Annotated in this window: 20 protein-coding genes; 4 read left to right on the top strand and 16 right to left on the bottom strand. The window is 55.0% G+C overall.

Annotated features, from left to right (window positions below):
• Nucleotides 1-6 precede the first annotated feature (6 nt).
• Complete coding sequence (locus J7382_RS05255; RefSeq protein WP_209067824.1) at nt 7-465, top strand: MarR family transcriptional regulator; 459 nt, start codon at nt 7-9, stop codon at nt 463-465.
• A gap of 21 nt (nt 466-486) precedes the next feature.
• Here J7382_RS05255 and J7382_RS05250 read toward each other — a convergent pair whose 3' ends face one another.
• The 6 genes from J7382_RS05250 to J7382_RS05225 all read right to left on the bottom strand — a co-directional run bounded on the left by J7382_RS05250 (nt 487) and on the right by J7382_RS05225 (nt 6,659).
• Nucleotides 487-1,182 (bottom strand): ABC transporter ATP-binding protein, encoded by a 696-nt coding sequence (locus J7382_RS05250; RefSeq protein WP_209067822.1) that lies wholly within the window; start codon nt 1,180-1,182, stop codon nt 487-489.
• Nucleotides 1,169-1,891 (bottom strand): ABC transporter ATP-binding protein, encoded by a 723-nt coding sequence (locus J7382_RS05245; RefSeq protein WP_209067820.1) that lies wholly within the window; start codon nt 1,889-1,891, stop codon nt 1,169-1,171. The genes J7382_RS05250 and J7382_RS05245 overlap by 14 nt, the downstream gene beginning before the upstream one ends.
• Nucleotides 1,888-2,835 (bottom strand): branched-chain amino acid ABC transporter permease, encoded by a 948-nt coding sequence (locus tag J7382_RS05240; RefSeq protein ID WP_209067817.1) that lies wholly within the window; start codon nt 2,833-2,835, stop codon nt 1,888-1,890. Before J7382_RS05240 ends, J7382_RS05245 begins: the two co-directional genes overlap by 4 nt.
• On the bottom strand, nt 2,832-3,758 hold the full coding sequence (locus tag J7382_RS05235) for a branched-chain amino acid ABC transporter permease (RefSeq protein ID WP_209067815.1): 927 nt from the start codon (nt 3,756-3,758) through the stop codon (nt 2,832-2,834). The genes J7382_RS05240 and J7382_RS05235 overlap by 4 nt, the downstream gene beginning before the upstream one ends.
• 73 nt (nt 3,759-3,831) lie before the next feature.
• Complete coding sequence (locus tag J7382_RS05230) at nt 3,832-5,121, bottom strand: ABC transporter substrate-binding protein (RefSeq protein ID WP_209067812.1); 1,290 nt, start codon at nt 5,119-5,121, stop codon at nt 3,832-3,834.
• A gap of 107 nt (nt 5,122-5,228) precedes the next feature.
• Nucleotides 5,229-6,659, bottom strand: coding sequence for a hypothetical protein (locus J7382_RS05225; RefSeq protein ID WP_247744854.1), 1,431 nt, complete (start codon nt 6,657-6,659; stop codon nt 5,229-5,231).
• Nucleotides 6,660-6,699: 40 nt separating this feature from the next.
• On the opposite strand from J7382_RS05225, the gene J7382_RS05220 reads away from it, so the two are divergent.
• Nucleotides 6,700-7,485, top strand: a complete 786-nt coding sequence (locus tag J7382_RS05220) for a copper chaperone PCu(A)C (RefSeq protein WP_209067810.1) — start codon at nt 6,700-6,702, stop codon at nt 7,483-7,485.
• 141 nt (nt 7,486-7,626) lie between these two features.
• On the opposite strand, the gene J7382_RS05215 is transcribed toward J7382_RS05220, so the two are convergent.
• On the bottom strand, nt 7,627-8,841 hold the full coding sequence (locus J7382_RS05215; RefSeq protein ID WP_209067808.1) for an acyl-CoA dehydrogenase: 1,215 nt from the start codon (nt 8,839-8,841) through the stop codon (nt 7,627-7,629).
• Nucleotides 8,842-9,080: 239 nt separating this feature from the next.
• On the opposite strand from J7382_RS05215, the gene J7382_RS05210 reads away from it, so the two are divergent.
• Together J7382_RS05210 and J7382_RS05205 are read left to right on the top strand one after the other, a co-directional pair.
• Nucleotides 9,081-9,650 (top strand): cupin domain-containing protein, encoded by a 570-nt coding sequence (locus tag J7382_RS05210; RefSeq protein ID WP_209067806.1) that lies wholly within the window; start codon nt 9,081-9,083, stop codon nt 9,648-9,650.
• A gap of 9 nt (nt 9,651-9,659) precedes the next feature.
• Complete coding sequence (locus tag J7382_RS05205) at nt 9,660-10,772, top strand: CaiB/BaiF CoA-transferase family protein (RefSeq protein WP_209067804.1); 1,113 nt, start codon at nt 9,660-9,662, stop codon at nt 10,770-10,772.
• On the opposite strand, the gene J7382_RS05200 is transcribed toward J7382_RS05205, so the two are convergent.
• From J7382_RS05200 to J7382_RS05155, 9 genes are all read right to left on the bottom strand, one after another.
• The gene (locus J7382_RS05200) at nt 10,769-11,458 is read right to left on the bottom strand and encodes an ABC transporter ATP-binding protein (protein WP_209067802.1); all 690 of its coding nucleotides are present in this window, start codon (nt 11,456-11,458) and stop codon (nt 10,769-10,771) included. The two genes, J7382_RS05205 and J7382_RS05200, sit on opposite strands and share 4 nt — an antisense overlap.
• On the bottom strand, nt 11,455-12,210 hold the full coding sequence (locus tag J7382_RS05195; protein ID WP_209067799.1) for an ABC transporter ATP-binding protein: 756 nt from the start codon (nt 12,208-12,210) through the stop codon (nt 11,455-11,457). Before J7382_RS05195 ends, J7382_RS05200 begins: the two co-directional genes overlap by 4 nt.
• On the bottom strand, nt 12,203-13,186 hold the full coding sequence (locus tag J7382_RS05190) for a branched-chain amino acid ABC transporter permease (RefSeq protein ID WP_209067796.1): 984 nt from the start codon (nt 13,184-13,186) through the stop codon (nt 12,203-12,205). The genes J7382_RS05195 and J7382_RS05190 overlap by 8 nt, the downstream gene beginning before the upstream one ends.
• A gap of 1 nt (nt 13,187) precedes the next feature.
• Nucleotides 13,188-14,105, bottom strand: coding sequence for a branched-chain amino acid ABC transporter permease (locus J7382_RS05185; RefSeq protein ID WP_209067793.1), 918 nt, complete (start codon nt 14,103-14,105; stop codon nt 13,188-13,190).
• 139 nt (nt 14,106-14,244) lie between these two features.
• Complete coding sequence (locus tag J7382_RS05180) at nt 14,245-15,378, bottom strand: ABC transporter substrate-binding protein (protein WP_209067791.1); 1,134 nt, start codon at nt 15,376-15,378, stop codon at nt 14,245-14,247.
• A 178-nt stretch (nt 15,379-15,556) separates the two neighbouring features.
• The gene (locus tag J7382_RS05175) at nt 15,557-18,949 is read right to left on the bottom strand and encodes a ribonuclease E/G (protein WP_247744852.1); all 3,393 of its coding nucleotides are present in this window, start codon (nt 18,947-18,949) and stop codon (nt 15,557-15,559) included.
• A 594-nt stretch (nt 18,950-19,543) separates the two neighbouring features.
• Nucleotides 19,544-20,236, bottom strand: a complete 693-nt coding sequence (locus J7382_RS05165; RefSeq protein WP_209067790.1) for an HAD family phosphatase — start codon at nt 20,234-20,236, stop codon at nt 19,544-19,546.
• Between the two features lie 116 nt (nt 20,237-20,352).
• The gene (locus J7382_RS05160) at nt 20,353-21,687 is read right to left on the bottom strand and encodes a sigma-54 dependent transcriptional regulator (RefSeq protein ID WP_058240731.1); all 1,335 of its coding nucleotides are present in this window, start codon (nt 21,685-21,687) and stop codon (nt 20,353-20,355) included.
• Nucleotides 21,688-21,691: 4 nt separating this feature from the next.
• A complete protein-coding gene (locus tag J7382_RS05155) occupies nt 21,692-23,455 on the bottom strand; it encodes an ATP-binding protein (protein ID WP_209067788.1) in 1,764 nt (587 codons plus the stop codon).
• Between the last annotated feature and the right edge of the window lie 18 nt (nt 23,456-23,473).

Here is a 23,473-nt window from a genome sequence, read left to right as displayed (position 1 = left end):
CCCGGTATGACTCAAAACAAAGCGACACCCAAGACGCAAGCACCCGACGAAACCGCCCTTGATTATCGCCTTGATGCGCAGGTCGGTTTCCTGATGCGACGCGCCAATCAACGCCACCTTGCAATTTTTGCCGAAGGCATTTCTGATCTCACCCCCACGCAATTCGCGGCATTGGCCAAACTCTGTGAAGTTGGTGCCTTGCCTCAAAACGCATTGGGGCGTGCAACAGCAATGGACGCTGCGACAATAAAAGGCGTGGTAGACAGGCTGCGCGCACGCAACCTTGTTGAAAGCATGCCTGATCCAAATGATCAACGCCGCGTGCTTGTCAAAGCCACCTCTGAGGGCTGGTCCTTGTTTGAAACCCGCACTCAGGCCGCGCGCCAGATCACAAAAGACACGCTCTCGCCCCTAAATGAGACTGAACAGACCATCTTTCTACTTCTGCTTCAAAAGCTGCTTTGAACAAGCCTGTTACAAAGAAGACTACACCCCCAAATGACGTGCTAAAATCTGAGGCCTATCGCGCAAAGCTTCCCCTTGCACAGTCTCCACCACCTGTCCGTTCTCCAAGAAAACTGCATGATCTGCCAAATCCAGAATGGCTTCAATACGTTGCTCCACCAAAACCACAGCGACCCCGCGCTCCCTCAAAGTCCGGGTCACATTGCGGATCGCCTCCATCATAGATGGCTGCAAACCCTCCGTAGGTTCATCCAAAAGCACCACCTTTGGGCGCAAACAAAGGGCACGCGCCATGGCCAACATCTGTTGCTCTCCGCCACTTAACGTATTGGCGCGCTGTTGAGATCTTTCCCGCAGCCGCGGAAAAAGTTCAAAAACCTCCTCCAAAACCATGCTGTCTTGCGGTCGTGTAAAGCGGCCAACATCCAGATTTTCAGCAACCGTCAAAGCACCAAACAACCGACGTCCCTGAGGCACATAGCCAACACCACTGCGCGCCACATCCTGCGCTGCCCGTTCTGACAAACAGCTGCCCTCTAAATACACGGCACCACTCATCAAAGGTATCACCTGCATGATCGCCTTAAGTGTCGTGGTCTTCCCGGCACCATTACGCCCCAACAAGCATGTGATTTCGCCGGCTTTCACTTCCAGAGACACAGACCGCAAAACCTGCGCGCGCCCATAACCTGCATCGACTTGATCAAGCTTTAACATGCGCGCCTCCAAGATAGGCCGTCTGGACCTCAATGTTGGCTTGCACTTCTTCAGGAGTACCTTCGAACAAAACCTGACCGTGATTCAAAACCGTCACAACATCAGCCACTTGCATGACAACATCCATATTGTGCTCGATTAAGAGAACCGTCGTGTTTTGCCGGATATCATGTATCAGCTTGATAAATTCGGCCACTTCCCCTTCCGCCAATCCCTGCGTCGGTTCATCAAGGATCAACAAACGGGGTGACTGTGACAGGCCCATCGCGATCTCCAGAAGGCGCTGATGTCCATAGCTCAGATCGGCAGCATCCGTGTTTGCCACATGTGCCAAAGAGACTCGCTTGAGTGCATTCGCCACAACAGCCTTTGCGTCCGTCTCATTGCGACACAGCTGGCGCGCAGCAACCGCTACGTTCTCGTGAACCGAAAGATTGGGGAAAATTGATGTAATTTGAAATGTATAGGCCATTCCCATGGCAATACGCTTATGCGGCGGGACCTTCGTGACATCTCGTCCTAGAAAATCAATCCTGCCGTTTGAGCACGCTAAGCGACCAGAAAGCAGGCCCACCAAAGTTGTCTTTCCCGCGCCATTTGGGCCTATCAAAGCCCGAACCTGCTGCTCAGCGATCTCTAGATTCACATTATCAACCGCACGCAAACCATTGAATTGCTTTATTAACCCTTTAGCAACTAAAACGCTCATGGCAGCCACCTCCAAAAACGGCGCCGGATTTCCCCCATCAATCCCTGAGGCGCAAACAGCGTGAGCCCCACCAAAACCCCCCCAGCGACCAACATATAGGCGGTCGTCATGCCGGAACTTATGTCAATGAGGTAAAACATAAAAAACACACCAACCAAGGGCCCCAAGGCGGTGCCTGCGCCCCCTAAAAGCACCCAAAGCAATGGAAAAATTGAGTACTGAACGGAGGCAAAACTCGCACCGACATAACCGAACAAAAGCCCATAAGTGGCTCCTGCCAAAGCCGAAAGAGCAGCAGAGAAAATCACAGCAAGCAGCTTGAAGCGCATCACATTATACCCCAGCATCACGGCACGCTCTTGATTTTCCCGAATGGCAATCAGGGTTTTACCAAAGGGGGAATGCAACAGGGCAAAAATACTTAAGAAAGAGATACAGAATACTGTAAACGCGGCATAATATCTGATGAATGGATCGCTCAGATCCACCCCAAAGAACACCCGATCCACCTGTTGGATCACAAAGCCTTCGTCCCCGCGGGTAATCCCCCCGAAATAGAGAATGGTCAGGTATCCAGCCTGCGCAAACATCAATGTGACGATCATGAAAGCTACGCCTTCTGTGCGCAATGCCAGCGCGCCGATCAAAGCTCCAACCACGCCACCTGCAAGCACGCCAATCACGAGCCCAAGGGGCGCAGACATTCCCAAATGGCTCACCGCGAGCCCCATCCCGTAAAGACCCGCTGCGAAAAAAATCGCATGACCAAGGCTCAGCAAACCCACGTAGCCAAACAATAAATTATAACCCATGGCATAGGTCGCCAGAACCATAATCCGCGCCGCATTGCCATGATGATAGGCTGGTAAAACAAATTGCAGCGCAACGAGCGCAACAAGAACGCCGCCGTGCAACAAGAGCGTTTTTTGCACATCGCGTCTCATAGTCGGCGCTCCCCGAACATTCCCTGTGGGCGGAACACCAACACCATCGCCACAAGCAGCGTTGCCAAGATTTTGGCCAGCGTGGGTGAGAAGAAGACCGAAATGATCCCGTCTGACAATCCAATCAAAAGCGCGGCGAGAACTGTTCCGGGCAGGCTCCCCAAACCGCCAATGATGACCACAATGAAGCTTAACAACAAAGGGTCGCCACCCATTAAATAATGCGCCTGCTGAATCGGAACCACCAGTACAGCAGCAAGGGCCGCAAGCCCCGCGCCCATTCCAAAGACAAGCGCATATACGCGCTCAACCGGGATACCAAAAGCCAGCGCCATCTCGCGATCTTGCTCGGTCGCGCGCATCATCAGGCCAAGCCGACTTCGTTTCATCACGGCCCAAAGCCCAAGGAGCACGCCACCTGCGGCCCCAATCACCGCCAGTTTGTAGCTCGTAATACTTAGGCCCCAAGGCCAATAAAGGCTGATGCCATCTTCGGTCCTCTCAAACCATGGCAAGGCAAGACGTGTGCTAAATGGTGCGGTCACAGGGCGGGCGTCAGGCCCGTAAGTCATGAGCGTAACTTGCTGTAAGATATATAAAATACCAATTGTCGCGACAATCGTTCGCTCCGGATCATAGTTGATCCGTTTCAAGATGGTCATATCCGCAAAGGCCGCGAGCGCCGCAACCATGAGCGGCACCACTACGAGTGCGATGGCAAAACCAAGCACCGGAGTGGCCCCCATGAGGTCAGTCACCCACCAGGCTAGCACCGCCCCAAGCATGAAGAATTCGCCATGTGCCACATTCACCACACGCATGACACCAAACACCAAAGCCAACCCGCTAGCCGTCAGGGCCAATACCGCCGCTGTCACGGCGCCTTCCAGCGTCGCGAGCATCAAATAAGGTCCAAAATCCATCTTTACTCTTACCCAGATGTGTCGCCCAGATGTATCAAAGGTGCGCCACCTGCAGCAGCGCACCAAACAGCTCTCAGAGCGGTTGCGTGGTATAGTCCACTTCATCCGGATAGAGCGTGTCTTCAATGGAAGTTGTGTGCACGAGGAGCAGCTTTCCGTCGACCACCTTTGAAATATACTGGTGTCCAAACACCTGGTGGGTCTTGCCGTTGAAGATTTTGGCGCCTTGCGGATAGGCATTGGAATGCGGCATCTCCTCAATCGCCTCCACGGCCTCAATCAGCTTGCCACGATCCGCAGCGGATTGATATCCGGCCGCCTCCATCCCCGCCTTGATCACATGCAGCGTTTCCCAGCATCCAAACATATGCGCATAGGTGGAGATGTCCTTGGGATCACTAATGGAAGCGCCATTGGCATCCACACCCACGCGCGCGCGGAAAAACGCATCATAGTCTGATTGATTGTCCTGCGCATAACGCGGGTTGCCTTCCCAAAAATAGGTGCCATCCAGAAACTCAAGGCCCGGGCTGGCAATATTTACGGCTTCCAGACTGTCGATAAACCCAAAGATTTCCGGGCGGCTTGGGCCGAAAAACTCCCCAAGCTCTTTCACAAATGTCAAAACCGCAGGGCCAACCATGACGTGATAAATCACTTCCGTGTCCCGCGGGATTTTGGGGAAATACTTGGTAAAAGAGGTTTCGGTTGGCGGGATGGCAATGTGTTCAAGCACCTCACCGCCCTGCGCCTCAATCGCTGCTGTAAAGAAATCGCGGTGATCATGGCCAAAGGCGAAATCCGGAAAGATCATCGTGACCTTTTTGCCAAGGTTCTCTGCGACAAACGGCGCCATGGCTTGCACCTGACTTTTCACATCGGTGATGCCGGGCTGCAATGTGTAGCGGTTGAGCATGCCACTGGCGACATGATGCCCCTCACTCACCACGAAATATGGCAGCTTCAATTCTCCAGCACGGGGCGCAGAGCCGATGACAACATGGGAAAACAGCGTGCCAAAGCCCACGTCACATTCGTGCTGGCTGGCAAACTTCTCAACAACTTCCGCACCGCGTTTGGGATCTGTGCCATCGTCTTCCGCAACAATCTCAATCGGCCGTCCATTGATACCGCCCTGCTCGTTGATCAAGGCGGCCGCAGCTGTGGTCGTGCGATCATACCACCGTCCATATGCCGCACCAATCCCCGTGCGGTGTACCTGAAACCCCACCTTGATCGGCGCTGCTGTTTGGGCGCTGGTATACCGTGCCCAGAGCGGCAATGTGGCCGCAGCACCGCCGCCCAGCGCCAGTGTTTTCAATGCGCCCCGGCGCGTGGTCTGTGTCGTCTTTGGCTTGGTCATCTTCTGTCCCCCTGTATTCACATGGTTTTGTGACCGAAATCTCCGAACTCACCACACTTGTTAGAGCGCAAATGAACTCAGCTTCTGCTTTGAGGGATGGGTTTGTGTCAAAATCCGCGCGGCGATGCAAGCAGCCAAAGACCAATGAAAGTACAACCAATCATAAAGGCCACCAAAGGCAACTGAGACAACATGGCACGTGCTCCAAAATGGCGAACCGCAACGGCGTGAGAGAGCATCAACGACACAACATGGCCACTCACCACGCCACCCGCCTGACAGAGCCACAGGATGCGCACACTGTCTTGTGTGTTAAAGAAACCGGTCGACACATAAAACGTGCCAAGCCCCAGATAATCACGCCCGGTGGCCCAGGGATCCGTGGCCGCTGCCAGCGCATATTGAGCCTCGACAAGAAAGCTCGTGAAGTAATGTGCAAAATGGTAGCCAAGCGCGATTGGCAAGACGGTTGGAGCAAAAAGCCCAACAGCGCGCGCTAGTGGCATCTTTATGCGTCCAATCTTCAATCCGGCCCAGAGCGCAGCAAGAAAAAGGCCAATCAACACAATATTTGAGATCGCCAACCCAACCAGCGTTTCGCCAATCACCGCCGATCTGCCCGGAAAGGCCAGCGGGTTGATCCCAATTTGCGCCAGCCACCAGAAGGTCTCATTCACCCCATCAAAAATGCCACTGCCCAATATCAAAAGGCAAAACACGGCGAGCCCCAATGGCAAGGCACGCCCCCTTAGGATTTTCCACCCGAAGAGTCCCATGGCCAGATGGCCCCGTCTTCCGCCAAACACGCCAATACGTGCGTAAAGAGAAAGCATCATTGTCAGACCATCTGCACGTTGCGCCCAACGTCTCCCAAATGCCACGCGCCCCACAAAGTTGATCAGCCAATACAAGGCAACGATTTTCGCAAGTCGGGCCGGATCTGATGGGGCCGGATCTGCGAGCAGGAACCCCATAAATGCCAAGAAATTGACAACGCCAAACCAATGCCCCATCCAAACCGGATAGCGCAAAGGCGTGCGCAAGCCCGCACACCAATGCGTTATGGCCACGGGGATCCGCCAAGGGTCTATCCAGCGCCAAAGATCCCCCAATACCCCCTGCAGAAAAAGAAAAGCGCCCCAGCCCAACGTCCAGATTGTCAGGGGCAACGGGTTTGCCAACGGGTCACGGGGCCCCATCAAGCCGATGTAAATCAACCACACCAAGGCGATAAAGGAGAGCGTTTGCAGAACGAGATACGTCCATCGCCCCATGCGTTTAAACAATTTGCTTCTGAGCACAAAACGGCCCGGTTCAAACGCACGCACCGCCACCTCATCAGGAAGCACAACCAAGAGTATAAGGGTCAAAGCCACGGCGAGAATGCCCGCCGCAATGTACATATCCGTGGGCAGCAACAATACAAAACCGCCCTCAGACGTATGTGCATGGGCCTCAGTGGAAATTAAGCAGCCTACAAACAAGATCAACGCAGCGATCTTCAGGAGAACCTTGATCCGCGGAATTGGGTGAGACATCCTTTTGCACATGGGCGGACTATAGCGAGGAGCCATTTAGATGAAAGCGCGAAAAATGATCGGAGTTTTACTCGCGATTTCTGCCATTTCATTTACGCTCTGGGTGCTCATGACACGCGTGCCGAATACGGATATTCTCCTGACCAATGCCATTGCTTCGCCACTTGAAAACGACACGAGCAACCTCGCCGTTTTTGTCGATATCACCAACAGCGGCCCCCCGGACCGGCTGGTCTCTGTGAGTTCTCCCAGCGCGGTCTCCGCCACACTCAGCGGGTCTGACAGCCGCCGCATTATTCCGGCCAATACAGAGGTCTCTCTGGCTGCCGATGGGATGTACATTATCCTGTCCGTAACCAACGGCGAGCTTCAGGATGGTCGCACCTTGCCGCTTTCCCTGACCTTTGAGAAGGCCGGCACCTTGACCACGCGCGCGCGCCTCGTGGCACCGACACAAACAGGGGCTGCGCCTGATTTTGGCCTTTTTGGCATCGGGGATGTCTGTCAGGTTGGCGAAGGCGAACCTGCACCTGCCATTGAGGTGGTCGCCATGCGCGAAGGTCTGAAATGGAAGATTGAAGTCCTTTCAGAAGACTTCGAGTTCACGCCACATCTTGCAGACGGCCCCCATGTTCCCGGCACAGGCCACGGCCATCTGTATCTCAATGGGATGAAGCTTGGTCGGCTGTACACGCCCTCAACAACAATCGGAAAATTGCCTCCCGGTGTGCACGACATTCGTGTAACTTTGTCCACCAATGACCACCGCGCCTATGTGGTTGGCGACCAACCAATTACTGCGGCGATTCGAATTCTGGTGGATTAGGGCCTCACCACGTGATCTAAATTCATTGGCATACAAACGTATAGGTCACACGCCATTCGCGCAAGTCACCTTGCATTATGCAAAAATGCGCATCTCCGATAGGAAATGCGCATTCCGCAATTTGATCACTGAAGGGCTAGATCAAAAGAAAGCCTGCAAACCTGTTTGGGCCCGCCCCAAAATCAGCGCATGCACATCATGAGTGCCCTCATAAGTGTTGACCGTTTCAAGGTTCACCATATGGCGGATCACGCCAAACTCGAGACTGATCCCGTTACCGCCATGCATATCACGCGACAAGCGCGCGATATCCAATGCCTTGCCGCAGTTGTTGCGCTTGATGATCGACACCATTTCTGGTGCCGCCTTGGCCTCGTCCATAAGGCGGCCAACCCGCAGCGCAGCCTGCAAACCAAGCGAAATCTCAGTCTGCATATTGGCAAGCTTCAATTGGAACAGCTGTGTCTGTGCCAGAGGTTTGTTGAACTGCTTGCGGTCCAAGCCGTACTGACGTGCCGCATGCCAGCAGTATTCCGCGGCACCCATAGCGCCCCATGCGATGCCATAGCGCGCCCGGTTCAAACAGCCAAACGGTCCCTTAAGGCCTTCGATGTTAGGCAAAAGCGCATCTTCGGCAACCTCGACATTGTCCAAAACAATCTCACCGGTGATAGAAGCGCGCAGCGAAGCCTTATGCATAATTTTGGGTGCGGACAGGCCCTTCATTCCCTTCTCGAGAATAAAGCCCCGGATTTTGCCACCATGCGCTTCAGACTTGGCCCAAACCACAAAAACATCCGCGATTGGAGAGTTTGAAATCCACATTTTTGAGCCATGTAGCACGTAGCCGCCATCCACTTTTTTGGCGGTGGTTTTCATGCCTGCAGGATCCGATCCTGCATCTGGTTCGGTCAGACCAAAACAGCCGATCCACTCACCAGAAGCCAATTTTGGCAGATATTTCTTGCGCTGCTCCTCAGAGCCGTAAGCATAAATTGGGTACATCACCAAAGAGCTCTGCACCGACATCATCGAACGGTAGCCGCTGTCCACCCGCTCCACTTCGCGTGCAACCAGACCGTAAGTCACATACCCTGCACCGATCCCGCCATATTCCTCAGGAATTGTCGTGCCCAGCAAACCCATCTCGCCCATTTCGGCAAAGATCGCTGGATCGGTTTCTTCATTTTCAAACGCAGAGGTCACACGCGGGGCGAGTTTTTCATCACAATAAGCGCGCGCGGAATCCCTAACCAAACGCTCATCTTCTTCCAACTGGCTCTCGATCAGAAAAGGATCTTCCCAGTTGAATGAACCCAGGTCAGGTTTTGATTGCGGTGCCAGATCTTTGGCCATGTGGTCTCCTTCCTCACGCCTTTTCACCAAGACGCACAGACAGTGATTTTCGTTGCCGCCAATGTGAACCTAAGTGCCCAAGGGTCAAGGACATGAGGTCCAAAAGTCGTAACGTCGCAAAAAGATTTTCTCCTTCTATTGCGCAAAATATTGAGCATTGCTACGAGAAAATGACAAGTGTTGCACGACGTCACAAAGAGCAAGAATACCACAGTTTGGCTGGCAGGGATGGGTACGCCATGGAAAACGCATTTGACGTAGGGGATCGCCTTAAAAAATTAAGGATATCTGCGGGTTTGAGTCAACGTCAACTGGCGGTTTCAGCAGACGTTCCGCATGGACAGATCTCGATGATCGAAACCAACCGTTCAAGCCCATCCGTCGCGAGCCTGCGCAAAATACTGGGCGGTATGAACATGTCTATGGCCGAGTTCTTTGAGCCAGAAGCCGTTTCGCCCGGACAGGTCTTTTTTGGCCCAGAGGATCTGACCGATCTGTCATCAGCGCTGCCAACCGACGTAGGTCAGCTCACCCTCAAACAGATAGGGGATGCACGTGCACATGGCCTCCAGATCCTCAAAGAACGGTATGAACCTGGTGCCGATACCGGTGAAACCATGCTCAGCCACCCCGCCCATGAGGGCGGCATCGTGATAAACGGCGAAGTAGAAGTCACCGTTGGCACACAAAGCCGCATTCTGCGGGCCGGAGACAGCTACCTGTTTAACAGCCAGCATCCCCATCGTTTTCGAAACCTTTCTGACAAACCGGCCGAGGTGATATCTGCCTGCACGCCGCCTTACCTGTGAAAGCCCACCATGACCCCACTACACGGTCTCAAAGTTGTTGAACTCGCCCGCATTCTGGCTGGCCCCTGGATTGGTCAGTCGCTTGCTGATCTGGGCGCAGAAGTGATCAAAGTCGAAGCACCCCAAGGCGATGACACGCGCACCTGGGGGCCTCCCTTTATCGAACGTGAAGAGGACAAGACAGCGGCCTATTTCTATGCGGCCAATCGGGGTAAAACCTCTGTGGTGGCGGATTTTCGCACCACTGAAGGGCGCGAAAAGGTTCTCACACTTATCAAAGATGCGGACATTCTGATTGAGAACTTCAAAGTTGGCGGACTTGCGAAATATGGGCTGGACTATGACAGCCTCTCCAAACTCAATCCGCGGCTGATCTATTGCTCCATCACCGGGTTTGGCCAAACCGGGCCTTACGCAACGCGCGCCGGGTATGATTTTATGATTCAGGGCATGTCTGGCCTGATGTCGATCACTGGCGAACCTGATCGGCAGCCTCAGAAAGTTGGCGTCGCCGTTACTGATGTGGTCACAGGCCTCTATGGCACCATCGGCGTCTTGGCAGCTGTCGAGCAACGCCACAAAACCGGTAGAGGTCAACACATCGACATGTCGTTACTGGATTGTGCAACCGCCCTTCTGGCCAATCAAGCCATGAATTATCTTGCCACCGGAGACAGCCCGACCCGTAAAGGCAATGCGCACCCCAACATCGCGCCTTACCAAGTGGTGCCAACGTCGGACGGTCACATTATCATCGCCGTGGGCAATGACGGGCAGTTTCAACGCCTGTGTGGGGTGTTATCACGCGGCGACCTCGGAGATTGCGCAGACTATGCAACCAATCAGTTGCGCGTTGCCCATCGCGACGCACTGACGGCTGCAATTGAAGCTGAGACCTCAAAATGGACCGCGACGGATTTGCTCGCCGCATTGGAAGCTGCCACCGTCCCCGCAGGACCGATCAACGCCATCGCAGATGCGCTCAACGATCCTCAAATTCAGGCGCGCGGCATGGTGATAGAAGCGGAGGGCATCAAAGGCGTGCGCGGCCCTTGGCTCTTCTCAGGCGCAGAACTGGCCACCGATCACAGCGCGCCCAAACTGCCCCGAAGCGACACCTAGACGCCCAGATATCGATCGGTTTCAGCGGGGCCGAGATCCGCAAATGAACCATTCCAGACCGTGTGCCCCTTCTCAAGGACCACCGCACGGTCTGCCACCTGCCCCAGTTCCTTCAAGCTTTTGTCGATGGCAATGATCGCCATGCCCGTTTCCGATTTTAGCTTAGCCACGGCGGCCCAAATCTCCTGCCGGATCACAGGCGCCAACCCTTCGGTGGCTTCATCCAGAATAAGCAAACGCGGATTGGTCATCAGCGCACGCCCAATCGCCAGCATTTGTTGCTCCCCGCCAGATAGCGAAGCCGCAGACTGCGCGTGGCGCTCTTCAAGCCGCGGAAACAGGCGACAGACAGCATTAAAATCCCATGCCCCTTTGCGCGCCGCCGCAATCAGATTTTCATTAACCGTCAAATTAGCAAAACACCTGCGCCCTTCGGGTACAAGACCAATGCCAAGCCGCGCAGCCCTATGGGACGGCATGCCCCCAATGTCGCGCCCATCGAAAAACACTTCACCTGCAGCATGGCTTAACATTCGACACATGACTTTTACGGTGCTGGTCTTACCCATACCGTTGCGCCCCATCAGCGCAAGCACCTCACCCTCATCCACCGACAAAGAAACATCAAACAGCGCTTGGCTTGATCCATAAAAAGCTTCGATATGCGTGAGTGACATTAAACTCATAGCGGCACATCATCCCCCAGATAAGCACGTCTTATTTCAGGATTGACCCGGATCTCATCCGGTGTCCCCGTGGCAATCACCTCACCATAGACCAGCACGCTGATACGATCCGCCAAGGCAAAGACCGCATCCATATCATGCTCAATCAAAAGAATTGGCGCTGAATTCCGAAGCTCTGTGAGAAGCCCAATCATCTGCTGTGCGCCCTCTAACCCAAGACCCGCCATAGGCTCATCCATCAAAAACACTTTGGGACGAAGCGTAAGCGCCACGGCAACCTCAAGCTGACGCCGCTGCCCATGGCTCAAATCCGCCGTCCGAACCGCCGCATGTTGCGCCAGGCCAACCTGCTCCAATGCGCTGTGAGCAGTTTCCAACAAGGCCACATCTTTCATGACCGGCTTGAAAAACGACATCGCATGCCCGCGTCTCCCCAAGGCGCCAAGGACTGCGTTCTGCAAAACCGTATGCTCCATTGCCAATGACGAAATCTGAAATGTCCGCCCCAGCCCTCTGCGCGCGCGCCCTGCCGGCCCAACACCGGCGAGGTCTTCCTCCATCAGAAACACGCGACCGCTATCTGAGGCAAGATGCCCGGTGATCTGCTGAATCAGCGTCGACTTCCCTGCCCCATTTGGCCCAATGAGCGCATGAATCTCACCCGCACGCAGATCCAGCGAGACATCATTTGTCGCCTTCAGGGCCCCGAAGCTCTTGAACAGGTTCTCAACGCGCAAAACAGTATCAGTCATGGGCCTTCTCCCGACCGGCAAGCGCGCCAATCACGCCTCCTTTGGCAAAAAGAACGATGCCCAACAGCAATGCACCAAGATAGACGTGCCAAAATTCTGACAAACCGCCCAATACATGTTCCAGCAGAATGAAAATCATTGCACCAATGACCGGGCCAAACAGCCGCCCGACGCCACCAATGATAATGAATACAATGATCTCGCCTGACATCTGCCAACTCAGCATCGTGGGGCTGACAAAACGGTTCAGATCGGCAAACAGCGCGCCTGCCAAACCGGTGATCGCCCCGGAAATCACAAAAGCCACCAACCGCAACCGATAGGGCTCCATCCCCACCGACAGCACCCGCATCTCATTTTGCCGCGCCGCGCTCAACGCCAAGCCAAAGGCCGATTTCTGGATGGCATGCATCAGCCAGAGCGCCAAACACAGGATTGCAAAACACAGGCCAAAGAACTGGATCGGCACCAATGTGTTCAGCCCCGGAAAGTCGTTCCGCACATAGATCGACAGCCCATCCTCGCCGCCATAGGCCGGCCAGCTGATCGCAAAGTAATAAATCATCTGCCCGAAAGCCAAGGTGATCATGATGAAATATACACCCGAAGTGCGCAGGCTCAGCATACCTATTGCCAAAGCCCCCAAAGCGCTTGCCACGATCGCCACCAGCCAGATCACAATCATGGATTTCGTACCTTCAATAACAAAAGGCACCTCCATCAAGGGCGTGTAAGACTGCGCATGGCTGGCAAGAATTCCCATGGCATAGCCGCCAATGCCAAAGAATGCAGCGTGCCCAAGGCTCACCAAGCCCCCCAATCCAAGGGCAAGGTTCAAACCAACACCAGCAAGCGCAAAAATAACCGCACGCGTGGCTAATGTGATGGTGAATGGCTCATCTGCCATCCAGGCCCACAGAGGCACTCCGGCCAACACAGCCAGCGTTGTAATGTTGAGATAGGTTTCGCGGCTCATGTCAGCTCACCCCATAAAGTCCGCGCGGGCGCATCACCAGCACGCCAGCCATAAGGATGTAAATCAGCATTGATGCCAGAGCTGACCCAACCGAAACCGCCGCCGACGGCTCCATAAACAGCGCAAAAACCTGCGGCAGCAAAAAACGCCCCATCGTATCTGTAAGCCCAACCAAAAGCGCGCCGACAAAGGCCCCTTTGATGCTGCCAATGCCGCCAATCACGATCACCACAAAGGCAAGGATTAGCACAGGCTCCCCCATACCCACCTGCACCGATTGAATCGCGCCGACCAAAGCGCCCGCAAATCCCGCCAGAGCGGCGCCAAGCGCAAAGACAAATGTGTAAAGCTTGGCAATATCCACGCCAAGCGCGGCGATCATCTCCCGATCTGCTTCCCCAGCACGAATGCGAATGCCAATACGCGTGCGGTTGATCAGAGCAAACATCCCCGCCGCGACCAGCAAGCCAATCACAATGATGGTGAGCCGATACGCCGGATACTCAATGCCGCCGGGCAAGGTCACCGGCCCTGCCAAAGCGGCTGGTACATCCAGAAACAGTGGAAACGATCCAAACAACCAGCGCGTGCCTTCCGAGAAAATCAGGATCAGCGCGAAGGTCGCCAGCACTTGATCCAAATGATCCCGATCATACAGCCGTCGAATGATCGTCAGCTCAATCAAGGCTCCCGCCAGCGCCGCCGCCGCCAGTGACGCCATCAAGGCCAAAACAAAGGACCCTGTCGCAGCCGCCACAGCCGCCGCAGCAAAGGCCCCGATCATATAAAGCGAACCATGCGCCAGATTGATCAGCCCCATAACGCCAAATACCAGCGTCAGCCCGGCGCTCATCAAAAACAGCATCACGCCAAACTGAAGCCCGTTTAGCAATTGCTCAATGAAAAGAAGAGGTGTCATCGCCCTGCCCAACGCCACAACACGTGGCGCATCGCCGCGCTAGTGCGGCGGTATTCTTGTCGTTTTATCTACGAAATGCCCGCCAAGACCTCTGGTCAAAGGCGGTAAAATGGGGAGGGCACCCCCTCCCCATTTCCCATTACATCTTGCACTCAGCACCATACGCATCCGCATGGTCACTCAGACCCGTGGCGATGATCTTGTTGGTGAACACATCCCCTTCTTTGATCACTTCACGCACATAGATGGTCTGGATTGGATGGTGGTTATCCCCGAACGAGAAATCCCCACGCACAGAGTCAAACTCCGCTGCCTTCAGAGCTGCACGGAACGCATCCGCATCCGTCACATCCGCTTTATCCATCGCCGAGATCAATAGGTTCGCAGTATCGAAGCCTTGGGACGCATACAGCGAAGGCAAACGACCATATTCGACCTGAAAACTCTCCACAAAAGCCGCATTGGCTGCGTTGTCGATGTCTTTGTTCCACTGGCTGGTGTTTTTTACGCCCATGGCCGCATCCCCAACCGCTTGCAGAATGCCCTGATCAAAACTAAACGCAGGCCCTACCAAAGGCAGGTCCACACCGCTCGCGGCATATTGCTTCAGGAAAGAAATCCCCATGCCGCCGGGCAGGAAGAAGAACACGCTATCGGCACCAGATGCACGGATTTGGGCGATCTCTGCCGCATAATCAGTTTGACCCAACTTGGTGTAAAGCTCCCCGGCCAATTCCCCTTTGAAGAAGCGTTTGTAGCCGGTCAGAGCGTCTTTACCCGCCGGATAATTCGGCGCAAGGATAAAGCTGTTTTTGAAGCCGCTGTCAGTTGCATAAGCCCCAGCCGCTTCATGCAGGTTGTCATTCTGCCACGCCACATTGAAATAGTTCGGATGACACACTTTGCCCGCCAATGGCGAAGGTCCAGCATTGGGCGACAGATAGAATTTGCCCTGTGCTGTGGCCGCAGGCACCACGGCCATCGCGAGATTAGACCAAATGATACCGGTCAGAACGTCAACCTTTTCTGATTGGATCATCTTGTCTGCCAGTTGCATCGCCACGTCCGGCTTGCGCTGATCATCCTCAATCACAACCTCCAGATCGTCGCGCCCGGCCTGTTTGACGGCCAGCATAAAGCCGTCACGCACATCAATTCCAAGACCTGCGCCACCACCGGACAGCGTCGTGATCATCCCCACTTTGACATCCGCCTGCGCCGTTGCAGCGACCATCGCCATCGAAGCGGCCAAGACCGCGCTCCGCAATTTCATATTTTCGCTCCCTGATCCTTTGCAATCTTATGACAGAACTTTGGGCGTTCAGAGGCCAGTCCGTCAATAAAATATGAAAATACTTTTGTATCTTTTCATATCATTAGACCAAAAGATACGCGGGCCAATGTGAGGCCCAAAAAAGAAAGCGCCGGGACGTGCCCGGCGCTTCTGAAATTTATCCGCGAGACCACCAGCCACGCCGTTTCGGCTTAGGTGGCGCAGCAGGCTCAGGCTCAGCGGTCACGACAACCTCAGCCGGTACCTCGTTCACCTCAGGCTCTGCTTCCGCTTCAGGTGCATCCTCTTCCACGGTTTCCTCCGCGAGGGTCGACGTGGCGGTGTCTTCCACAACCTCATCCGCATTTATGTCCTCTGGCTGAGACACATCCGGTACATCAACTATATCAGACCCAATCTCTGCTTCTGGTTCTACGGACGCGGCTTCCGCTTCACCTTTCTCCGGCTCGACCGCTGCAGAGGCTTCTTCTGTCGTGTTTGCCTCCACATCAGAGGTCAACTCATCAGAACCGGCCTCAGCACTGGCGTTTTCCTCATCCTTTTTCGATTTGGAAGAACGGCTCCGTGACCGACTGCGGCTCCGGCTGCGAGAAGAGCTTTTCTTCGGCTTCTCCGCCTCACCCTCTTCGGTATCAGCGCCAGACTTGTCCGCCTCAGGCTCGTCTGACACCGCCCTGCCATCAGACGTGTCTTCTGATCCGGTCTCGCCATCTCCTGAAGCATCGCCTGCTTCAGAACCACCCCGACGACGGCGACGGCGACGACGGCGCTTCTTGGGCTTGGCTTCCCCTTCTTCCGCAGCGGGAGTATCAGTTGTTTCAACAACTTCCTCTTCCCCATCCGCCTCATCGATCGCATCCATAATGGCGATGTCGCCGGAGACAACGGGCGCCTCGGGCTCAGGTACGGAACGCGTTGCCGTTTTGAATTTCTCAATCGTGAAGTCAGGCGAGACAAGATGCGGGTCACCTTCAACGCGCACGGAAAGACCATACCGAGCCTCAATCTGTGCAATATGCTCCCGCTTCTGGTTCATAAGATAGTTGGCAATCGCCACCGGCGCTTTCACCAGAACCTCACGGGACCGACCACGGGTCCCTTCTTCCTCGATCTGTCGCAGAATAGACAGTGCAAGATTGTCATCGGAGCGGATCAAACCAGTGCCATGGCAATGCGGACAGGGCTGTGTTGTGGCCTCAATCATACCCGGGCGCAGACGCTGACGGGACATTTCCAAAAGACCAAAGCCCGAAATTCGGCCCACCTGAATACGCGCACGATCTGTTTTGAGCTTATCTTTCAGGCGCTTCTCAACCGCGGTGTTGTTCTTGCGTTCATCCATGTCGATGAAGTCGATAACGATCAGACCAGCCAGATCGCGCAGACGCAGCTGACGTGCCACTTCTTCAGCGGCCTCAAGGTTGGTCTTCAGCGCGGTCTCTTCAATCGAGCCTTCTTTGGTGGCCCGGCCGGAGTTCACGTCAATCGCCACCAGCGCTTCCGTGACACCGATCACGATGTAACCGCCAGATTTAAGCTGCACCGTCGGGTTAAACATGCCCGACAGATAGCTTTCCACCTGATAGCGCGCAAACAGCGGCAGGCTGTCCTGATACTGCTTAACGTTCTTTGCGTGGGACGGCATGATCATTTTCATGAAGTCCTTGGCGATGCGATAGCCGCGCTCGCCTTCAACCAGAACCTCATCAATCTCACGCGAATAGAGATCACGGATCGAACGCTTGATCAGGTCGCCTTCTTCATAGATCTTAGCAGGGGCGATGGATTTCAGCGTCAGTTCGCGGATCTGCTCCCACAGGCGTTGCAGATATTCATAGTCCCGCTTGATTTCGCTTTTGGTGCGTTTTGCACCCGCCGTGCGCACAATAAGCCCTGCGCCGGTTGGCACGTCAATTTCATTGGCGATTTCTTTGAGCTTCTTGCGATCTGCAGCATTTGTGATCTTACGCGAAATGCCACCGCCGCGTGCTGTGTTTGGCATCAAAACGCAATAGCGGCCTGCCAGGGACAAATAGGTTGTCAGTGCAGCACCTTTGTTGCCGCGCTCTTCTTTCACCACCTGCACCAGCATGATCTGGCGCACTTTGATCACTTCCTGGATTTTATAGCGGCGCGGCCGAGGCTTCCGAGGGGGGCGAATGTCTTCGCTGTCATCTTCATCCGCAACGGACTCGATGCTCTCATCCTTCTCAGAGGCGTCAGAACGTTTTGAACGGCTGCGCGAGCGACGGCTGCGCGAGTTGCGACGACCGCCTTTGCCAGTGTCTTCCTCTGCGTCTTCCGCATCGCCATCTTCATCTGCGTCAGCGTCGCTCTCTTCAGAAGCTTTCACTGCTGTGTCTGCTGGCGTATCCGTTTCAGCGACGTCAGTTTCAGGCGCTACTGCTGCCGCTTCTTGGCCCTCAGCTGAAACGCCTTCGGTTTCAGCAGTGCCTTCGGACGCTTCTTCCATAGCACCCTGCTCTGCGTCCTCTACACTTTCACTGACTTCTTCAACAACCGGTGCGTCTGCAGTGGCGGCCTCAGCCGTGTCATTTGCTTCCGCAGCAACGTTTTCTGTCTCTGCAGTGTCATCGGCAATATCTGCGGTAGCGTCCGCTTCAGCCGGCTCAGGTTGTGCACCATCCTCTAGAGAAGTTTCAGTGGCTTCCGTTTCCACCTCTTCGCCCGTCTCCGGGTCTTTACTGACAACGGCATCGCCACCTTCGGTGTTAGCCGCAATTGTTTTGCTCCCACCATCGTCTTTTTTGTCTTCGTCTTGAGCCGCAACTTCTTCAGTAGCACTCTCTCCAGCGCCCTCCTCAGAAGAAACATCTGCCTCTTCCGCTACGCCCTCAGGTGCGCTTGCGTCCTCAGAAACAACCGTTTCTGCAGCAGACACGTCATTCGTGTCCTCCGCAATGGGTGCATCGGCGACAGCGTCCGCCTCTGACTGTGCCTCATCAGACGCGCTTTCAACCGCATCAACGGGTTCTTCAACCGGCGTCTCATCCACCAATTCCATTGGCGAAAGGCCTTCACCGGCGTCTTCGCCTGCGTCTTCCACCAAATCAATGGTTTCCATGCCGGAGATCTCAGCCACCGGTGCAGAGGTCTCTACCGACTCTACGGGCGACGTGTCATCAGTCTTGTTTTCAGAAACCTGATCATCCGTTTTTGATTTACGGGAGCGAGACCGGGATCGAGAGCGCGAGGACTTTGGCTTTTCCTCGTCTTCATCACGTGACTTCAAAGACTCCGCATAAGCGCGCTCTTCTTCAAGAAGCGCTTCACGATCCGCCACTGGGATCTGATAATAATCCGGGTGAATCTCTGAAAACGCGAGGAAGCCATGACGGTTTCCACCATAGTCTACAAAGGCCGCCTGAAGCGACGGCTCAACCCGTGTTACTTTTGCAAGATAGATGTTGCCAGCAAGCTGGCGTTTGTTTTCGGATTCAAAGTCAAATTCCTCAACCTTGTTTCCGTCAACCACCACGACGCGGGTTTCCTCCGCGTGGGTGGCATCGATGAGCATTTTCTTAGCCATGTTGTCCGTTTGCACCCGCGCAAGCGCCGCGCCCCTCCCGGGGGATCGGGTCGTTGAACTTGAGTGGGGTGTCTTGTCTGAGCGAGGAGATGCGCGCCGCCGTCAGGGCCGCTTACGGCCTCTGCTCGGTCTCTCATGTCAATCGCGCGCTTCATCGCGTTTCTTCTCCGACACCGCGGGCGGATTGCGCCACGTCAGTGCCTGTTCTAAGCCCTCCGCGTACGGTGCGGGCGTCTCTATCGATCCGCTATGCGGACCCAATCGGTCTATTTGGTGCGCCGACCCGATGCCTCTTGGGCTGAGCGGATCAATTCGGAACACACCAAACAGCGAAACTCATGCGGCGGATCACATCCTGCCGTTAGACTACATAAGACCAAGCCCGTCCGGATTACAATGGGCAATCAACGCATGCGGCTCAGATGCCCCTGCTTTACAACGAAAACCTTTATTTTTCGTGCATTTCACAAACTGAAATCAATGAAACCAAGAGCCGTTTAGACGCCGCCATGGCCAAGTACACCCTTCACAGGTGAAACAAGTTATCCACAGGCCGACGAGCTCCGACTCATCCGTTCTCATCACGCTGAGAACTCAAAACTCTTCTTCCAAAACACCTATATGACGGGCGGCTTCCCCAAGATGCGTCACCACTTTCTGGCCAATGTCGGGAACCGGCACCTCAGTTGGACGCAGATCAGGAATCTGAAAGGTCGCGCATCCCGCCGCAATAGCCGCACGCGTGCCCAAATCACTGTCTTCAAATGCTACACAACGTGCCGCATCCACACCAAGTAGCGCAGCGCCAGTCAGATACGGCTCCGGGTGTGGCTTGTTTGCCCGCACCTCGTCCCCCGCACACACGGCATCAAAAAACCGAAGCAAACCTGCATGTTTGAGATGTTTACGTGCAAAACAGCCCGCCGTGGATGTCACAACCGCCATTGGGATATTTCGCACATGCAGCGCAGACAGCACCTCCAAAACATAGGGCTTAAGCGCAATTCCCTGAGCCGCATTGGCCGCATGATTTTCACGCCAGGCCAAATCGAACCCCGCTATATCGACACCAGACGGTAGAAACGCCCCCAGTCGCCGGGTTGTCTCGGCAGCGGATGTACCGACCAAAGTGATGAAAAAAGCCTCTGCCTCGGAAGGCGCAATATCAAGATCTGAAGTCAGCGCCACAAAGGAGCGCATAAACATGCGCTCCGTATCCAAGAGCAATCCATCCATATCAAACAGACAGGCATCAAACGCCTCAGGAGACGTTGGAAAATCACGCATTTTTCAAATCGTCCAAAACCAATGATTTAGCATTCAATGCCAAGAAAATCTGAACGCCACAATCCCCTAGAAGGACCATGGCGTTCACTTAACCCATCACAATGAAATATAGCGTATCAGAGGTAATCCGCACGTTGCAAACCATACTTGGCCATCTTCTCGTTCAAGGTGCGACGCGGCAGACAGAGCTCCTCCATCACACCCGCAATCGAACCGCGATGGCGTCGCATGGTGTTGTCGATCAACATGCGCTCAAAAGCCTCCACATATTCCTTCAGCGGCTTGCCTTCCGTGGTCACAACAGGCTGCATTTCTTCGTGATCATTCATCAGAAGCGACGCAATCGTGCCTCCGCCACGGCGGCTCTGTAGCACCGCGCGCTCCGCCAGATTGATGAGTTGGCGCACATTGCCAGGCCACGGTGCCTGCAACAGTTGTGCGGCCTCCTGAGCGCTGACCTTTGGGGCTTCACACCCATATTCTTCGCTGAATTGCTCAGAAAGCCGGGTGAACAGCGTCAGGATGTCTTCGCCACGCTGACGCAGAGGGGGCACCGTAATCCGCAAAGCAGCCAACCGGTAAAACAGATCAGACCGCAGCGCATCCTCGCAAGTACGATCCTGTTCCTGCATGTTGGAAATCGCAATGATGCGAGTTTCCGCAGGCGTGCCCTGCTCGTTGATCACATTGAGGAGCTTGGCTTGCAGCGTGTCGCTCAGGCTTTCGATATCTTCCAGCACCAAAGTGCCCCCACGGGCCTCTTCGATGGCGGGCAGCTGGCTGTCCTCAGGGTTCATTGGTCCAAACAACCGCTTGGCCAGCGCCTCTTCCTCAAACGCAGCGCAGCTCACAAGCACAAACTTTTTGCCACCACGGCTGCCAACCGCATGCAGCGCATGCGCGACAAGCGTTTTGCCGGTCCCGGTTTCCCCATCGATCAACACATGACCATCAGCCTGACCGAGATCCAGAATGTCTTCTTTCAGGCGCACCATGGTCGGGCTGGCACCGATCAGTTTGTTCATGATCTGGTCGCCGTCTGACAGCTCACGCCTCAGCGCACGCGCATCCAAGGTCAACCGCCGTGCATTGGTGGCCTTTTTGGCCAGTTGCGTCATGCGGTCGGGATTGAACGGCTTTTCCAGAAAATCAAACGCCCCAACACGCATGGCCTCCACTGCCATAGGCACGTCGCCGTGGCCAGTGATCATGATCACTGGCAGGGCACTGTCAGCCCCCATCAGTTTTTTCAAAAACTGCATGCCATCCATGCCGGGCATCTTGATGTCGCTAATGACAATACCCGGGAAATCCGGCCCAAGTGATTTGAGCGCATCTTCCGCACTGCCATAGGTTTCCGTGTCATATCCTGACAGGGCCAGCCATTGGCTGATGGATTGCCGCATATCCTGCTCGTCATCGACGATTGCAATTTTCATGCTCTGGGCCACGAATTCACTCCGCTGCTTCTATGTCTTCATTCAAGATAGGCAGCTGCACCTCAAATACAGCCCCCCGTCCCTGCCCGTTGCGCGCGGTCAGCCGCCCGCCAAGGTCATTCACGATGCCTGATGAAATCGCAAGGCCAAGCCCCACGCCCTCACCCGGCTGTTTGGTGGTGAAAAACGGCTCAAACAGATTGTCTAGATCTTCGATGCCCGGACCATTGTCCCGCACCGTCAACGTCGCCGTCTCACCCGCTGCCAAAAGAATCTCAATTTCAGGATCACTGACCGCCTCCGTGGCATCCAATGCGTTGCGCAGCAAGTTGATCATCACCTGTTCAATGCGCACCCGATCGCCCATCACCCGCACTTGTTCGGTGGGCACAATCTTACTGATGCGCACCTGTCGCTGGCGCAATTGTGGCTCCATCATCGACAGGGCCGAGGCCACCGCATCTCCCATATCGACGGGATGGAATTCATCGCCCCCTTTGCGCGCATAGGATTTCAACTGTTTAGTGATCGTTCCCATACGCTCAATCAGATCATCAATGCGCTGGAATGAGGTCAACGCCTCATCTGGTCGATTGCGGCTCACCAGCAGGCGCGCACCTGCAAGGTAGGTCTTCATTGCGGCCAGAGGCTGATTGAGCTCATGGCTCACCGCCGCCGACATCTCGCCCAAAGCCGCCAGTTTGGAACTTTGCGCCAGACTCTGCTCCGCCACTTCAAGGCTCAACTGCATGCGCTCTCGTTCGGCAATCTCCCGCTGCAACCGCAGGTTCAAACCGCGCAGCTCCACACTTTCACGCTGAAAAAACACCATGCGCGATGCGCTCTTGCGGCCCAACACGTAAAACCCAAGCGCCAGCAGGATCGCAAACCCCATGATTTCTAACGCCAATACCGCGTTCACCCGCTCGCGGACACTGGCATAGGTGGTGAAGCTTGTCATCTGCCACCCCCGGAAGGGAATACGGGCACCGATGCGCATCACGGCTTCACCGCTGAGATAGGCATCTGCTGGGTCCTGCGCCCAATCCGAAGTCACTTTGATTGCGCGCTCAATCGCCCCAAGCGCAGGTTGCCGCGCCAAGGCCTCTGCCTCAGTCAACCCCCGCCATCGTGGTTCACTAGATAGGATGATCACGCCTTCGCTGTTGGTCACAAGAATCGCATCTGAAATCCCAGCCCAAGCATGTTCAAATTTGTGCAGATCCACCTCAACTGCGATCACACCCAACGTGCTGCCGCCGCTTTCAAGACGGCGCGAATACATAAAACGGTAGGCGCCTGTCTCATTCTGAGACACGGTAAACAGCGTCAGATTAGAGCGCAGCGCATCAATAAAGAACGCTTGATCTCGATAGTTGGTGCCCAGTCGTGTACGGTCTGTCGCTGCCACCGTTCGGCCGCTTTCATCCAACAAAAGAAGAGACGCCGCCCCAATTTCGTCAACAAATGAAATCAAGCGTTGGGTGGAGGTGGTGAAGTCCTGAGAGTTCAGCGCACCAATCAGCGCCGGGTCTTTTGCCAGAAGCTGTGGCACAATTGCGTTACGCCGCAACTCACTGATCAAGTTTCCGGAATAAAGCGCCAACCGAAGCTCCGCACGATTGCGGGTATTTTCAGTAAAACGCGCTGTCAAATAGCTGTTTGTGACCCATATGGTCACCCCGGCGACAACCGCAATCAGCGCCAATACCACACGGGCGCGCCAACTGGCCGTGGCCGAAGGCACCATATCGTCAGGGGGAGCGGCGTTTTGCGTCATGAAACGACACTACGCCGC

Source organism: Shimia sp. R11_0 (assembly GCF_017744035.1).
Taxonomy (GTDB): Bacteria; Pseudomonadota; Alphaproteobacteria; order Rhodobacterales; family Rhodobacteraceae; genus Shimia; species Shimia marina.
Note: the sequence above shows the minus strand (reverse complement) of the source record. Positions and strands in the feature narration are given on the sequence as shown.